This window comes from Evansella sp. AB-rgal1 (assembly GCF_041820985.1).
GTDB lineage: Bacteria > Bacillota > Bacilli > Bacillales > Salisediminibacteriaceae > Evansella.
This window is the reverse complement of sequence record NZ_JBGUAU010000017.1, coordinates 120,571-135,435: the sequence shown is the minus strand read 5'-3', so window position 1 is coordinate 135,435 and position 14,865 is coordinate 120,571. Positions and strand designations below refer to the sequence as shown.

At 35.2% G+C, this 14,865-nt stretch carries 16 protein-coding genes; 12 read left to right on the top strand and 4 right to left on the bottom strand.

Annotation, left to right across the window (positions count from 1 at the left end):
* Window positions 1-242: 242 nt before the first annotated feature.
* Window positions 243-1,841: an amidohydrolase gene (locus ACERII_RS15690; RefSeq protein ID WP_373643585.1), complete on the top strand. Its 1,599-nt coding sequence runs from the start codon at window positions 243-245 to the stop codon at window positions 1,839-1,841.
* Between the two features lie 112 nt (window positions 1,842-1,953).
* On the opposite strand, the gene ACERII_RS15685 is transcribed toward ACERII_RS15690, so the two are convergent.
* Window positions 1,954-2,754, bottom strand: coding sequence for an NAD kinase (locus tag ACERII_RS15685; RefSeq protein WP_373643583.1), 801 nt, complete (start codon window positions 2,752-2,754; stop codon window positions 1,954-1,956).
* Between the two features lie 132 nt (window positions 2,755-2,886).
* On the opposite strand from ACERII_RS15685, the gene sppA reads away from it, so the two are divergent.
* The 8 genes from sppA (at window position 2,887) to ACERII_RS15645 (ending at window position 10,238) form a co-directional block, all read left to right on the top strand.
* Entirely contained in the window at window positions 2,887-3,882 is a 996-nt protein-coding gene (gene sppA / locus ACERII_RS15680) for a signal peptide peptidase SppA (RefSeq protein ID WP_373643581.1), read from the top strand.
* Window positions 3,883-3,889: 7 nt separating this feature from the next.
* The gene (locus ACERII_RS15675) at window positions 3,890-4,399 is read left to right on the top strand and encodes an RDD family protein (RefSeq protein WP_373643580.1); all 510 of its coding nucleotides are present in this window, start codon (window positions 3,890-3,892) and stop codon (window positions 4,397-4,399) included.
* Window positions 4,400-4,486: 87 nt separating this feature from the next.
* A complete protein-coding gene (locus ACERII_RS15670) occupies window positions 4,487-5,161 on the top strand; it encodes a DUF2953 domain-containing protein (RefSeq protein ID WP_373643579.1) in 675 nt (224 codons plus the stop codon).
* On the top strand, window positions 5,154-5,606 hold the full coding sequence (gene ytfJ, locus ACERII_RS15665; RefSeq protein ID WP_373643577.1) for a GerW family sporulation protein: 453 nt from the start codon (window positions 5,154-5,156) through the stop codon (window positions 5,604-5,606). Before ACERII_RS15670 ends, ytfJ begins: the two co-directional genes overlap by 8 nt.
* 351 nt (window positions 5,607-5,957) lie before the next feature.
* Entirely contained in the window at window positions 5,958-6,458 is a 501-nt protein-coding gene (gene tpx / locus ACERII_RS15660) for a thiol peroxidase (protein ID WP_373643576.1), read from the top strand.
* Window positions 6,459-6,681: 223 nt separating this feature from the next.
* Entirely contained in the window at window positions 6,682-7,677 is a 996-nt protein-coding gene (locus ACERII_RS15655; protein ID WP_373643575.1) for a class I SAM-dependent methyltransferase, read from the top strand.
* Between the two features lie 363 nt (window positions 7,678-8,040).
* A complete protein-coding gene (locus ACERII_RS15650) occupies window positions 8,041-9,225 on the top strand; it encodes an acetate kinase (protein ID WP_373643574.1) in 1,185 nt (394 codons plus the stop codon).
* A 179-nt stretch (window positions 9,226-9,404) separates the two neighbouring features.
* Entirely contained in the window at window positions 9,405-10,238 is an 834-nt protein-coding gene (locus ACERII_RS15645) for an EcsC family protein (protein WP_373643573.1), read from the top strand.
* A gap of 72 nt (window positions 10,239-10,310) precedes the next feature.
* Here ACERII_RS15645 and ACERII_RS15640 read toward each other — a convergent pair whose 3' ends face one another.
* Both ACERII_RS15640 and ACERII_RS15635 read right to left on the bottom strand, forming a co-directional pair.
* On the bottom strand, window positions 10,311-10,634 hold the full coding sequence (locus tag ACERII_RS15640; protein WP_373643572.1) for an ABC transporter C-terminal domain-containing protein: 324 nt from the start codon (window positions 10,632-10,634) through the stop codon (window positions 10,311-10,313).
* 17 nt (window positions 10,635-10,651) lie between these two features.
* Window positions 10,652-11,098 (bottom strand): universal stress protein, encoded by a 447-nt coding sequence (locus tag ACERII_RS15635; RefSeq protein WP_373643571.1) that lies wholly within the window; start codon window positions 11,096-11,098, stop codon window positions 10,652-10,654.
* A 360-nt stretch (window positions 11,099-11,458) separates the two neighbouring features.
* On the opposite strand from ACERII_RS15635, the gene ACERII_RS15630 reads away from it, so the two are divergent.
* Together ACERII_RS15630 and ACERII_RS15625 are read left to right on the top strand one after the other, a co-directional pair.
* A complete protein-coding gene (locus ACERII_RS15630; RefSeq protein WP_373643570.1) occupies window positions 11,459-12,229 on the top strand; it encodes an SDR family oxidoreductase in 771 nt (256 codons plus the stop codon).
* A 40-nt stretch (window positions 12,230-12,269) separates the two neighbouring features.
* A complete protein-coding gene (locus tag ACERII_RS15625; protein ID WP_373643569.1) occupies window positions 12,270-12,650 on the top strand; it encodes a hypothetical protein in 381 nt (126 codons plus the stop codon).
* Between the two features lie 211 nt (window positions 12,651-12,861).
* On the opposite strand, the gene ACERII_RS15620 is transcribed toward ACERII_RS15625, so the two are convergent.
* A complete protein-coding gene (locus tag ACERII_RS15620; RefSeq protein WP_373643568.1) occupies window positions 12,862-13,959 on the bottom strand; it encodes a M24 family metallopeptidase in 1,098 nt (365 codons plus the stop codon).
* 191 nt (window positions 13,960-14,150) lie between these two features.
* Between ACERII_RS15620 and ACERII_RS15615 the strand changes: the two genes are divergently transcribed.
* Entirely contained in the window at window positions 14,151-14,834 is a 684-nt protein-coding gene (locus ACERII_RS15615; protein WP_373643567.1) for a metal-dependent hydrolase, read from the top strand.
* Window positions 14,835-14,865: the final 31 nt, after the last annotated feature.

Sequence of the window (14,865 nt, the reverse complement as noted above, 5' to 3'; positions counted from 1 at the left end):
TATTTTAGGTTAACTCAAAAAGCAAGTGCAAATTATTATCATGACGGATGAAAATACGTTATGTTTATGATAAGAATTTTTCACATTATTTGAAATGAGTGTAAGTCCATGAGACTTCTTTACATAACCCGTATTTTCAGGGTAGACATACAGTTGTAGTAAATCATGAAAAGATTATTTTCATTTTATATAATCTTTTGTATGATTATACTAACATAACAGATTACGAAGGTGGGATATAGTTGGGAACATTATGGTATGGTGGAAAAATTCGTACTTTACAACATGAAACTCATGTTGCTGAAGCTGTATACGTGAAAAATGGGAAAATAGTTGAAGTCGGAACAAAAACTAATTTAGAAGATAAGTTTCAAACGGAAATTACGGATTATCAGGCTTTTAGAGGAGTGATGTATCCAGGTTTTGTAGATAGTCATTTACATATGATTGGACATGGGGAAAAGCTAATTCGATTAGATCTATCTGAGGTATGTAGTATTGAACAATTAAATACGGTTTTGAAAAAAGCAGTGGATAACACAGATCCAAACACATGGGTTATCGGAGAAGGTTTCAATGAAAATTTATTCCCTGATAAAGTGGTTCCAAATAGATTAGTGTTAGATAAAATATCTACTAGACATCCAATATATTTGTCAAGAGTTTGCCGACATGCAGCAGTTACAAATACATATGGTCTTCAACTTGCAAACATACATAAACAAACGGAGAACCCTCCAGGAGGGGTAATTGAAAAGGATGAAGAAGGTAATCCTACCGGCTATCTTTTGGATCAAGCGCAAGAACTTTTAAAAGAAGTAATGCCAAAAAAAGATTTTACATATGTGAAGAAGGCATTAGTAAAATCATTAGAAGATTTATATGAAAATGGTTTTGTTGGTGGGCATACAGAAGATTTATTTTATTATGGAGACCCTGTGAGAACATTAACTACATTTTATGAAGTAATAGACGGAGAACAGAAAAAATTTCGAGCAAATCTTTTAGTCCATCATGAAGCTCTCCAGTCTATTCTTGCACATGACCAAGAAGATCATCCTTATGTGGTGTTAGATTCAGTTAAAATTTTCGCTGATGGAGCACTTGGTGGAAGAACAGCATTATTAAGTGTGCCTTATTCGGACGACCCTACCACCTCAGGTGTAGCAATTCATTCTCAAGAAGAATTGGACAACATTGTTCAAAACGCAAGAAAGGTTAATATGTCAGTTGCCATTCATGTTATTGGTGATTTAGCGTTGGAATATGCCGTAAATTCAATAGAGAAATATCCAGTTTCTAAAGGGAAACGAGATCGTCTGATTCATTTACAAGTAACTAGAGAAGATTTGATTGAAAGGTTAAAAAAGTTATCGGTAGTATTGGATATTCAACCTCGTTTTGTAGCATCTGATTTTCCTTGGGTTCAAGAACGGTTAGGAGAAGAAAGAATGCCGTACTCCTTTGCTTGGAAAACGCTGCTTCAGGCTGGTTTGCATTGTGCTGGTGGTTCTGATGCGCCAATAGAACCGGTAAATCCTTTATTAGGAATACATGCTGCTGTCACGCGTCGGAAACTAGAAGAAACTCACGAAGGATATGGTTCTTCCGAAAAATTAACTTTATTTGAATCATTACAATTATTTACAAATGGAAGTGCCACGGCAATAGGAAAAGAAGGAGAAAGAGGGGTAATAGAAGAAGGTTATACTGCTGATTTTACAGTACTTAGTGATGATTTATTTGAACTAGAACCTGATGCTTGGTTAAACGTTCAGGTCTATCAAACAATTGTTGATAATTCAATCATGTATGAAAAAGTAGAAGAACCAATTAGGTAATATCGTTTTTTTTTCTATCAACAAAAAAATCCCAAGGCCAAAATGATACCTTGGGATTGATTTTATTGTCCAGAACTTATGTAATTCGTTAGTGGTGCATTCTGAACTTTTCTTACTGCAAAAAACTTCTCTTTACTTTGTGGATAAAAGAGTTGTCTTTTAATTTGATTGTTTTTATAACTTTTTCAGATACTTTAATGCTTACTTCATGTGAATGGCGAATTCCAAGTGCTTCATTGTCTACTGCAATAATTGGATGGTCATTACCATCTTGTACAATTTTTAAAACTAATTCACGGCTGCTACTTAATAATAATGGAGAACCTAGTGTTCTATACTCATTATTGTTAATTGAAGCGATTTCATTTAGTTGCATACTACGCAAGCGAGGATCTACTATTGCTCCTCGTAATGATTTATTGTAAGCTGTACTACCTGTAGGTGTAGAGACTACCATACCGTCTCCTCTAAATGTTTCAAAATGAATATCATCAATATATACATCAATAGCAAATGTTTTAATAATATTTGAGCGAATGGAACATTCGTTTAAACAATGAAATGTTTGAATACCATCTACCGTGACTTCTAAAGTAGGATAACGCAACACTTCTACCATATCACTTTGTAAACCTTCTTCAATTCTTTCTAATTTATCTAAATCGAAATCTGTATAAAAGCCTAATCTTTTGTTATTAATACCAACATATAGACAATCTTCGCGGAACCCTGTTTTTCTAAGGGCTTGGAGAAAAGCACCGTCCCCTCCAATGCTCGCAATAATATTAGCATCTTCCATATTATCAACTAATTTAAATCCTTGTTTTTTACCAACCGTTTTTAATTGTTGAATTTTAGGTTCTAATTCATCTGAAGGTATATAGTATAGAAATACATTTTTTCTTTCTGACATGTTTGCTCTTCCTTTCTGTTAAGTAACTTTATACATTGTGTGTTAAAATTTTCATAATGAAGTATTCTCTTTTACTATATAGTATTCCTGCTAAAAAAGAGAAACAATCAAATAATTCAAGGAGGCAAAAATATGAGTACAAAACGATGGCTTGCAATAGTGTTTGCAGCGGGATTATTTTTAATATCTAGTGCTGTTACAATGTTCACAACCGTATTTTCCACTAGTTGGGATGAATTATTCCAATCCGAGAATGTTTTTCATGAAAATGTAATCTCTCAGGGCACTGGAAATGGAAAAATTGTTGTTGTTCATTTGAATGGGGTAATTGAAAGTGGGTATGATACAGCTAGTATTTTTCAAACAGCTGGATATAACCACCGTAACTTTCTAGATCAGTTAGATGCTGCAGCAAATGACTCAAATGTACGAGGAATTATTGTTCGAGTAAATACTCCAGGAGGTGGAGTAGTAGAAAGTAGCGAAATTTACGACAAGATTGTAGAGATTCAAGAAGAGTATCGAAAGGATGTATACATATCTATGGGGAGCATGGCTGCCAGTGGTGGATATTATATTGCAGCCCCAGCGAAAAAAATCTTTGCCAATCCTCAAACGATGACTGGGTCAATAGGCGTTATTATGCAGTCAATTAATATTGCTGAATTGGCAGATGAGTTTGGTGTGAGTGTAGAGGTAATTAAAAGTGGTCCTTATAAGGATATTATGTCATCAACAAGAGAAATGACAGAAGATGAGAGAATGATAATGCAAGAGATGATAGACGAATCGTATGAGCAATTTGTTGACATTATTGAAGAAGGTAGGGAGTTATCAAGAGCGGAAGTGTATAATCTCGCTGATGGAAGAATCTTTACTGGAAGACAAGCTCTAGAAGCAGGTTTAATTGATGGTCTGGGGCATTTGCAAGATGTGTACGAAATTCTTATGGAGGATCTAGGCTATGGTGATTTAACCGTTGTAGAATATGAATCATCACTTGGATTTGCTTCGCTGTTTTCTCTCTCCGTGCAAAAATTATTCGCCAGAGAAGCAGATATATTCAATTTAAGTAATTGGCTTCAACAAAATCATGGACCGAGAATGATGTATTTGTACACAGGATGAGGTGGAAATGATGAATGAAATGAACACACTGGATGTAAATAATGAAAATGAACATTCAAAAGAATCAGAATCGACCTATATTCCTGCAGGCTTTTGGATGCGGTTTTGGGCTTATATGGTAGATTTACTAATTGTTTCTAGTATTAGTGGGATAGTATTATCTCCACTATATACTACTACTAATATCAATGAAGCCTCGATCTGGATTTATTCGATTAGTGGTATCATTGGAGCCATTATTAGTTTTGGTTACTTTACGATACTGACGAAAGTATATCAGCAGACTATAGGAAAACGTATCTTCGGTATCATTGTTTACTCAGAAATTGAACAAGATTTATTGTGGCGCGATGTCATTATGAGGGAGGTAATAGGTAGGTATATTCATCAATCCCTAATTATTACGAATTTGCTATACTTGGTGATTCCATTTCAAGAAAGAAAGAAAGGAATACACGATATGATTGCTGACACATTTGTTGTACTTGAACCTAGAAAAGGTTTTACAAAAAAATAAGAATATTATTTAACCTGTTGGAGAAAATTTCTAACAGGTTTTATTTTGCATGAAATAGACAATACTTGGAGAAGAAAGGGGCTGCGAATGAAATATTTTATTATTGGTATAATTATTCTTGTTGTTTTATTTATAATCTTGTTGTTTCTTAAACTGAAAGTTCATGTTACTTATTTACATGATGGTAATAATGACGATCTATCTTTAAAATGTAAGGTACTTTTCTTTCGCTATACAATAAAAATACCAGTGTTGGCAATAGATGATGAATCCCCTTCTGTTTATTATGAAGAAGAACGAGAAAGCGCTTTTGGAGAAAAGAAGATAAAAGAAAAATTCACCATACATCGATTTCTAGATGACATACGTCATTTTGAACGTTTTTTAAAACATGTAGTTGGGTTTCACAAAATCGTTCGCAAATTTATGAAAAAAGTTTCTGTGAATGACTTTTATTGGGAAACTCACATGGGGGTTGGTGATGCGGCATTAACAGGTTCTTTATCCGGAGCATTATGGGCGATTAAGGGGAATGTTTTAGGGGTAATTGCAAATTATATGAACTTAAAGACATCGCCCAACATTGCTATAAATCCACAATTTCAACAAATGATGTTAAAAACTTCATTTACATGCATTATATCTTTTAGAATTGGACAAGCTATCCTTGCAGGAATAAAGGTTCTACGTCATTGGAAAAAAGGTAGAACATTGTTCAGTAAAAGCACAGATCAAACTTCTGGGAGGGATATAAATGTCTGACCATCCAATTCAAGGACTTATGAAGACAGCAATGGAAAATCTGAAAGAAATGGTAGACGTAAATACGATTGTTGGTGACCCTGTAGAAACTCCAGACGGTAGTGTAATCTTACCAATATCTAAAGTTGGTTTTGGTTTTGCTGCTGGTGGTAGTGAATTTACGTTAGAAGGATCTCCTAAAACTCCGACAGAAACGGAGAAAAAGCACCCGTTTGGTGGAGGTAGTGGTGGTGGTGTTTCCATTACACCGATCGCATTTCTAGTAGTAAGCGGACAGGGTGTGAAGATGGTTCACTTAGACCAAAGCACACATTTGTATGAAAAACTTTTAGAATTTACACCACAAGTGGTTGATAAAATTCAGCAAATGCTTCAAACTAACCAACAAGGTAACGGTGGCCAGCAAGCACAACCTGAAGTCAACATTAATGTTGATGCAGAATAAATCGCTTTTGCCCGGAAAAGATCCGGGCTTTTTCTTATTGTTATAAAAGCTATGTAACTGGAGAATGTTGATGTTTATGTTATGTTGATTTTTACGAAAGTTGCGAGCCGGAGGGAGTCGGAGTCACAATGCCGACATGAGGTCGTGCCCACAGGATGTTAGTTTCACTTGGGCTGAATTGGGAGGAGGCTTGCAGTTCGTCCAAAAGGAAAGTGAGCAACCTGTCGTGAAAATAACCATCAACGTTGAACAGAGCCATTATAAAAAAAATGAGCATATTATTATTTGTTGAAACAAGCATTGTGGTATTTTTATTAGTGTAACCTATTTTGAATTGGAGGAGATGTACATATGGCTTCAGTTACTTTTAAAGGAAATTCAGTCACACTTCCAAAAACGGAAGTAAAGGTAGGCGATGAAGCACCACAATTTAAGGTTTTAGCAAATGACCTTTCTGAAGTAACTTTGGAAAATTCAAAAGGAAAAGTAAGATTAATTAGTGTTGTTCCATCTATTGATACAGGTGTATGCGAACAACAAACACGTCGCTTTAATGAAGAAGCTTCAAAGCTTGATAATGTTGAAATCTTGACAATAAGTGTTGATTTACCGTTCGCTCAAAAACGTTGGTGTGCAGCGGAAGGGATTGAAAATTTACAAACACTTTCTGACCATCGTAATCTATCATTTGGAACGAACTACGGTGTTGCAATTGAAGAACTACGTTTATTAGCTCGCTCTATTTTTGTTGTTGACTCTTCCGATACAGTTACTTATGTAGAATATGTACCAGAAGTAACGGATCACCCTGATTATGATGCAGCGATAGAAGCAGCTAGATCTGCAAAGTAAAACATCGAATTTCTGTTGTCACTATATAATTTGCTGTTAATATTTTAACACTAATTCTTTAAAGAAGATTAATTGAATTTGGCAGATCTTTTTTTTGAGGAGTCTTGAAAGGTGGAAATTCCCTTTTGAGACTCCCTTTTATTTGTTTTAGTGTTTATCTTGTACCATATTTTGCTACAATAATACATTAGAGAACTGTTTGAAAATAAGGGAGTGGATTATCTTGGAAGGAAGTACACTTACGGAAATATACGAAATTCTCGATCAAGGTACGGAAGTTATTAAGCACGAAATGAATCTTGCCTATTTAGATGCATTAGCGGAAATGGGGGAGATATTGTTTCAAGGGAATAGCACCCATGAATTTTCCCAAAGTACAAAAAGAAGATTAACAGATCTTCTAGAGAGCTACAAAGAACTAACTGAAGTTACAAAGGAAGAGTTACGTAAAGCATTTCAATTGGCTGTATTAAAAGGAATGAAAGCTGCAACTCAAGCACATCACGCAATGACACCGGATGCAGTAAGTTTATTTATGGGATACTTAGTAAATAAAGTAGGAAGATTAAATACAGATAACGATACTCCTGTAGTGATGGATCCAGCTGTTGGCTCTGGAAACTTACTGACGGCTGTAATGAATCAAATGGCAAGTAAGGCTCATGGTATTGGTGCTGAAGCAGATGAAACACTCTTACGTTTGTCTTACGTAAACGCCAATTTACAAAAGCATTCTATTGATTTGTTTCATCAAGATAGTGTAGCTACTCCATTAGTGAAAAATGTGGATGTAATTTTATCTGATTTACCAATTGGTTTTTATCCAAATGATTCTATTGCAGAAAAGTATGAATTGAAGGCAAAAACAGGTCATTCTTATGTGCATCATTTATTAATAGAACAATCAATAAACCATAGTAAAGAAGGTGGATTTTTGTTTCTTCTTGTTCCTAACTTCTTGTTTGAATCAGAAGAAGCAAAGGAACTTCATAAATACATAAAGAAGGAGGCAATTATTTATTCATTTTTACAGCTTCCTAAAACCATGTTTAAAAATTCTCAATGGGGAAAAAGTATCCTTATACTAAGAAAAAAAGCAGAAGGTATTTATGAACCTAGACAAGCTTTATTAGCGGAATTACCATCTTTTTCAAATGAAAGAGCGCTTGCTGATATGATGAGTCGAATTTCAACTTGGTTCGATGAGCTAAAGGAATAACCCAATTCGTTTTTTTACATTTCTTTTTCAACCTTTCTGCTGCGTTCACGAAAATGTCATAAATTGCAAAAATACATATTACAAGGAAAAAAATATCTGTTAGAAAACAGGGGAAAATGTAGTATGTAAAGATTTTTCTTGGATTCACACACTCTGTTACAATTTCTGTGTTATAGTCTAGACGTCCAAAAAGGTGAAACACCTGTTGCAATTCCTTATATAGCATGGTTTAATTATCTATGGAATTAGTGCAACAGTTTTATCACGATAGAAAACATTTTCTTAAAAATAGTATAAAAAAGAAAATAGATGATTCTAGATGAAACGTATAAAAGCATAAAAGGACAGAAGGAGCGGAAAAGAATGTCAAAAATTATGGCCATTAATGCTGGAAGTTCTTCGTTAAAATTTCAGCTGTTAGAAATGCCTACCGAAGATGTAATAACAAAAGGTATTGTAGAACGAATCGGATTGAAAGACTCTGTTTTTGTCATTGAAGTTGATGGAGAAAAGAAAAAAGATGTATTAGACATCGAAGATCATTCTCAAGCTGTTAAAATTCTTCTAGACAAGCTTACAACTTTTGGAATTATTGCATCATTAGATGAAATTGATGGAATCGGTCATCGTGTCGTACACGGTGGAGAAAAGTTTAATGACTCTGTTGTTATATCAGACGAAGTTATTCAAGGAATTGAGGATGTTTCTGAACTTGCTCCTTTGCACAATCCAGCAAACCTAGTTGGAATTCGTGCATTCCAAGAAGTACTACCTAATGTACCAGCAGTAGCAGTTTTTGATACTGCATTCCACCAAACAATGCCAAAAGGATCCTATTTATATAGCTTACCTTATGAGTATTATGAAAAGTATGGAATTCGTAAATATGGGTTCCACGGAACATCACATAAATATGTTTCTGAAAGAGCTGCAGAACTTCTAGGCAGACCATTAGAGCACTTGAGACTAATATCGTGTCACTTAGGAAACGGTGCAAGTATTGCTGCAATCGAAGGTGGAAAATCCATTGATACATCCATGGGCTTTACTCCTTTAGCTGGTGTTACTATGGGTACTCGTTCAGGAAACATTGACCCAGCACTTATCCCATATATCATGGAGAAAGCAGAACTAAGTGCAGAGGAAGTAATTTCGGTATTGAACAAGAAGAGTGGTATGTTAGCACTATCTGGTTTTTCTAGTGACTTGCGTGATATTGAAACTTCTGCAAATGAAGGTAACGAGCGTGCAGAACTTGCTCTTGAAGTATTTACATCTAGAATTCATAAATATATTGGATCATATGCTGCAAGAATGCACGGTTTAGATGCAGTTATTTTTACAGCTGGTATTGGTGAAAACAGTGAAACAATTCGAGCGAAAGTAATGCAAGGATTAGAGTTTATGGGTATTTATTGGGATCCTAACCTTAACAAAGTTCGTGGTCAAGAAGCGTTCTTAAACTATCCACATTCACCAGTAAAAGTTATCGTAATACCTACAAATGAAGAGGTAATGATTGCACGAGACACAGTGCGCTTAACATAAGAGAGTTTTTCGTAAGATCTTACTGTTTCTTTGAGAGTGTTCCGAAGGTTAGAAATAATCTTTGGAACACTCTCTTTTGTATTGCTTTTTTTTGCAATAAAAGGATTATACACCAGGGTAAATGAATACGTAATAATAGAGGAATAAAATGCCCATGAAATGTAAAGGGAGTGTTTTATATGTCTTGGTCAGAACGAGAACAACAGGTATGGAGTGAAATTGCTCGTTGGGAAGAACAACAATTTTCAAATATAGGTACTGATTTCTCTAGAACGTATCAAAAATTGGTGAAGTCTGGATTTCACGAATTTGGGGGTAATTGGTCACACAAGATGTTAACTAAATTAGACGATATGTTGTTCCATCTTCAGGCTATCGTTCAACAAGGGCGTTTTGATGAACAGGCGAGAGACCATCTATTAACACAAGCGAGGATATTTCGATCAGATATATATTCTATTCAGGATATGAAGAAGCTCTCTATAGATCAGTTACGATTTATTGCAAAAAAACAATTAGCGCGACAGAGATTAACAGCTTTAGCTCAAGGAGGCATTACAGGAATTGGAGGGCTTGCTTTCTTCCTCAGTGATTTACCTTTCATGTTAGCAATAAACTTACGTACGACCCAGCTCGTAGCTCTTACATACGGCTATGATATGAGAAAACCGTATGAAATGATGCTCGTGTTAAAAGTGTTTCACGCTATTTCACTCCCAAGATCCCTACAAGGGGAAGCCTGGAATTACTTATATCAAGAAATATCCAATATAGAGGATGACGTGCTCTTTTATGATGGGGAAGAAGATATTACTACTCAAGCATGGATGCAACGACCACTAAATAATATACTCAAGTTATTTTTCCTTTCCTTTGCAAGGAAAAAATTAATACAGGGAATACCGGTTTTTAGTATTGCTGTAGGTGCTGCCAGTAATTATAACTTTGCAAAAGAAATTGCTACGTCATCTCATTATTTTTATCAAAAACGGTGGTTACTAGAGAAAAGTTGAAAGAACAAGAGATGTGTTCCTAGGCTTTAGAAAAACCTTGGTCACATCTCTTGTTCTCTAGTAATGGAAATTCTATGAATGTACCTTAACTTCTACACCTTCTCCAGAACGATACCAGATCCATAAATCATTAATAATGGATGCTAGTTCTGCTATGGAAGAATTTAATTCACAGCTTTTTTGAAATTCATCTTCCTCATAAAGCTGTTGTTGCAATTCGTTAATTTCTTGTTCAAGATCTTTAATTCTGTCAGGGATATCGCCACGAATTTCTTCCCACTTATCAAAAATAGCAGTTTGGGTTTGTGGGTTTAAATAATTCCATTCCGTTTCAAGTTGAGGAACGGAGATGCCCAAGCGAGAATCATAGGTAAATGTTATGGTCAAGACAACCATTCCTCCTTATGGTAATTTTAAATAACATCGGTGCGTACGATTAAAACGTCACAACGGGAGTGTCTTGTGATGTGTTCGGAAACACTTCCTATTAAGAATCGTTCCACGGCATTTAATCCAGTAGCACCTGTTACAATCAAATCTACCTCATGTTTTTTTGCCACATCTTTCGCAATCTTCACTTTAGGTGATCCAAAGTCGATAATCATTGATACATCTTTCACACCAGCTTCGATAGCTTCGTCTCTATAATCTTTTAGCATTTCCTCTGCATATCGTTCAGCCTCAGAAAAAATCATTCTATCATAATGTTCTACAGCAGCAAATGTTCTTGTATCGATAATGTGAGTGATAAGAAGTTTTGCATTTTGTTCTGTTGATATCATGATTGCCTTCTTTAACGCGCGTTTTGCTTCTAGAGAACCATCCACAGCAACGAGTATTGTTTTATAGCGTACTGGCATTACGAACAACCTCCTTTGGGTTGGAAAAATGGTGGACTTTCTACTTCTATTATAGCAAAAATCATCCAGAAAGAGGGAATATTATCATAAAATCAATGCCTCTGTAACATACTATTACTCGTTTTTATTCGAACTAGCTATTAATGTAGCGTTATTTTCCTTAGAGGAGAAAAGTCATTTGAAATGGAAAATAACGATCTTTAGCCTATAATTCAGGTATGATACAGTAAAAATTTCAAATGCTTTGATAAAGTTTGAGCCAAGTTTTTTTACATTGGATAAGAACAAAGTATAATGTAAATAGATAGGGCATATTGCAATTATGATATAAAAGTTGAAAATAAACAAAGGGGTGGTCCGATGCAACATGCATTGATCACGGCGGGAACAAAAGGCTTAGGAAAAAAAGTTACTGAAAAACTTTTACAAGATGGTTTCTCCGTTACCGTTCATTATCATTCAGATGAAACTGTAATTGAAAGATTGAAACGAGAATGGGAAAAAGATTTGGATAGAATTCAGTTTGTGCAAGGAGATGTTACCCGAAAAGATGATTTGCTCAATCTAGTACAAGAAACAATGAAGACTTGGGGCAGAATAGACGCACTTATTTTAAATGCAGGGCCCTACATCTTTGAGCGAAAAAAACTGATGGATTATAACGATGAAGAATGGCATAAAATGATTGATGGCAATCTTCATTCAGCATTCTATTTAATAAGAGAAGTTATTCCTGTCATGAGAAAACAACATTATGGGAGAATTGTCACGTATGGTTTTCAAGGAGCAGATCATGCACCAGGATGGCTGTATCGTTCTGCTTTTGCAGCCGCAAAAGTTGGTCTTGTTTCATTAACAAAAACCATCTCTATTGAGGAAGCGGAATATGGTATAACCGCAAATGTGGTCTGCCCTGGAAAAATAGTTGGTGAAATGAAGGAAGCTACAATTAAACAAGCTAGACAAATGCCAGATGATGAAACTCCTATAGGTCGTTCAGGAACTGGTGAAGATATAGCTAGAACAGTCAGTTTTTTATGTGATGAAAACGCAGATATGATAACAGGCGCTGTTATTGAGGTTACTGGAGGTGTAGATGTACTTCACCGATACCGTTATCATGATGAATAATTTTTAATAAATTGTCCTACACTCATCATGAGGTGATTCTATGAAAAACTGGAAAAGTATAATAGGTTTAGCAGTTGTATTGCTCTTCACATTATCGTTAGATGTTCAAGCATTTTCTTGGTATGATCATAAAGAATTGAAGGTTACTATTGAAACTGAAGACATAATCTATGAGTGGGAGTACGAAAATCCTGATTCTTTTGAATATGAAGAAGGTAATACGATTGTAAGAGCGGAGAAAGCGAAAGAATCGTTCGACTCTGTTCTTACTTTCATCGACTTAAACAAATCAATTATTGACGATGATACGATATTTAATTTAGAAGAATCTGGATATGATAATATTAAAAACGTAGTGGTTAAAAGAGTAGACAGAAATGAATATAAGCAATCGTGGATTTGGACTCGCGATGTGGAATGATCATGAGCGAAATGAAAAGGGAGTCAAGGTGGGAATTAAGCCTTGACTTTTTTTCGAATGCTCGTTTGAATTCCCAAAGAGCAGGAGGAAGGAAGCGGCGAGAACTTCACGAAGGTCTAACTTCTCTATTAAGGTTGGCGATAAGTATAGTTCCTCTAAACACTATAAAACCACAGGGCAAGCAACCCTGTGGCAGATTTTAATGTATTGTTTACGATATGATTGTTAGTTCTTTCGGAAACTTCGTTAATGTTTCAAATCCTGTTTCAGTAATTAATACATCGTCTTCAATTCGAACTCCTAATTCGTTACTTATGTATATTCCTGGTTCTATTGTGAATGTCATTCCTACTTGTAATGTATTTGAATTTGTTTCATTTAAAGACGGATATTCATGTACTTCAATCCCTAATCCATGACCAATTCTATGTGGAAAATATTCTCCAAATCCGTTTTCAGAAATGATATCACGCGCAGCCCTGTCAAGGAGTGAAATGGAATTATCTTTTTTGCATTTCTCCAGTGCTGCATTTTGAGCCAGCAACACGATTTCATATACTTCTTGATCTCTTTTCGTTACATGATCAAAAAACACGGTACGAGTAATATCGGAGCAGTAGCCTTTCCAAATAACTCCTAAATCAAATAGTACGGAATCACCTTTTTTTAATTTGCGATTTCCCGGCTTACCATGTGGGTCTCCACCTTTTTCTCCAAACAAAACCATAGTAGAGAATGACATTTCCCGAACGCCTTTTTTCTTTAATTCATATTCTATTTTCGCTACAACTTCGGTCTCTGTTATTCCTTCAGATAACGTTTTTACCCCTATCTCTACTCCAAAGTCTGCTAACTTTGCTGCTTCACGTAAAATAGCGATTTCTTCTTCGGTCTTCACTATTCTTTGAGATAGTATAGGTTCGTCTGCTTCTATCAACTCTAATCCTGGAAATGAATTTTGAATTCGTTTCATTCTTTCCCATGAAATGGAATTCTCAACAGCTGCTTTCTTAACTGTCACTTTCCGTACTTCACAGGCATCTTTTATTTTTTCAAAAGGATCTTCAGTATCTGAATAACCAATTATCTCTCCATCTTGATACAACTCTTTTACTTGATTTACTTCCATATTAGGACAAATGATGAAAGGCTTGGCATCTTGAAAAATAAATGTAGCAACAAGTCTTTCGTGAGGGTCTGTATCAAAACCAGTTAGGTAATATACATTTGCTCTTGTTTGACATAGAAGAACATCAATTTCATTTTCTTGTAGCCATTGCTTCATTTTGGTGGTTCGATTGGTTGTCATATAAACAATTCCTTCCTTGAAAATATACTTTGTTCCTTTTATCTTAACATGTATAGATTAAGTATCTACATTAAATAGACAATGAAAACTATATAACACCTTATTTTTATGTATAAGAAGGTAATTTTGCGGGTATCTAGTATTGTATGAGTAAAGAAGAAATAAAATGAAATAAATAAGGAGAGGTGCATATGAAGGTTTCTTATCATGGTCATTCAGTTGTGAAAATCGAAGTTAATGGTACCCGTATCATTATAGATCCCTTTATAACAGGGAATGGAACCACGGATTTACATGCGGATGATGTGAAAGTAGATGTTATTTTGTTAACCCATGGTCATAACGATCATGTTGGAGATACAATTCAATTGGCGAAGAAAAATGATGCTTTAGTGGTAGCCCCTTTTGAATTAGCTACATACCTTGGGTGGAAAGGAGTTAATACCCACCCTATGCATATAGGTGGGGCACATGAATTTGAGTTTGGAAGAGTAAAATTTACTCAAGCATTCCATGGTTCCTCCTATACAGAAGAAGATACGAAGCAAATAATTTATACTGGTATGCCAGCAGGAATACTTTTCACTGCAGGTGGAAAAACACTGTACCACGCTGGAGATACAGCTCTTTTTTCTGATATGAAGTTAATTGGAGAACAAAACGATATAGAAATAGCTTTCTTACCAATAGGTGATAATTTTACAATGGGCCCAGAAGATGCATTACTAGCAGCAAAATGGATAAAAGCGAAGAAGGTTATACCGATCCATTACAATACATTTCCCGTTATTGAACAAGATGCAGTACTTTTTGCCAAAAATGTAGAACCAAGTACTGGTATTGTATTGAATCCAGGAGATGAAATAGAAATTTGATAGAAAACATTTTAAGGTAACAAGCCAATGC

What these genes read in the sequence shown, in the direction of transcription:
- ACERII_RS15685 (WP_373643583.1), bottom strand. Translation starts at nt 2,754, where the DNA reads ATGTCAGAAAGAAAAAATGTATTTCTATACTATATACCTTCAGATGAA.
- sppA (WP_373643581.1), top strand. Translation starts at nt 2,887, where the DNA reads ATGAGTACAAAACGATGGCTTGCAATAGTGTTTGCAGCGGGATTATTT.
- ACERII_RS15675 (WP_373643580.1), top strand. Translation starts at nt 3,890, where the DNA reads ATGATGAATGAAATGAACACACTGGATGTAAATAATGAAAATGAACAT.
- ACERII_RS15670 (WP_373643579.1), top strand. Translation starts at nt 4,487, where the DNA reads ATGAAATATTTTATTATTGGTATAATTATTCTTGTTGTTTTATTTATA.
- ytfJ (WP_373643577.1), top strand. Translation starts at nt 5,154, where the DNA reads ATGTCTGACCATCCAATTCAAGGACTTATGAAGACAGCAATGGAAAAT.
- tpx (WP_373643576.1), top strand. Translation starts at nt 5,958, where the DNA reads ATGGCTTCAGTTACTTTTAAAGGAAATTCAGTCACACTTCCAAAAACG.
- ACERII_RS15650 (WP_373643574.1), top strand. Translation starts at nt 8,041, where the DNA reads ATGTCAAAAATTATGGCCATTAATGCTGGAAGTTCTTCGTTAAAATTT.
- ACERII_RS15645 (WP_373643573.1), top strand. Translation starts at nt 9,405, where the DNA reads ATGTCTTGGTCAGAACGAGAACAACAGGTATGGAGTGAAATTGCTCGT.
- ACERII_RS15640 (WP_373643572.1), bottom strand. Translation starts at nt 10,634, where the DNA reads ATGGTTGTCTTGACCATAACATTTACCTATGATTCTCGCTTGGGCATC.
- ACERII_RS15635 (WP_373643571.1), bottom strand. Translation starts at nt 11,098, where the DNA reads ATGCCAGTACGCTATAAAACAATACTCGTTGCTGTGGATGGTTCTCTA.
- ACERII_RS15630 (WP_373643570.1), top strand. Translation starts at nt 11,459, where the DNA reads ATGCAACATGCATTGATCACGGCGGGAACAAAAGGCTTAGGAAAAAAA.
- ACERII_RS15625 (WP_373643569.1), top strand. Translation starts at nt 12,270, where the DNA reads ATGAAAAACTGGAAAAGTATAATAGGTTTAGCAGTTGTATTGCTCTTC.
- ACERII_RS15620 (WP_373643568.1), bottom strand. Translation starts at nt 13,959, where the DNA reads ATGACAACCAATCGAACCACCAAAATGAAGCAATGGCTACAAGAAAAT.
- ACERII_RS15615 (WP_373643567.1), top strand. Translation starts at nt 14,151, where the DNA reads ATGAAGGTTTCTTATCATGGTCATTCAGTTGTGAAAATCGAAGTTAAT.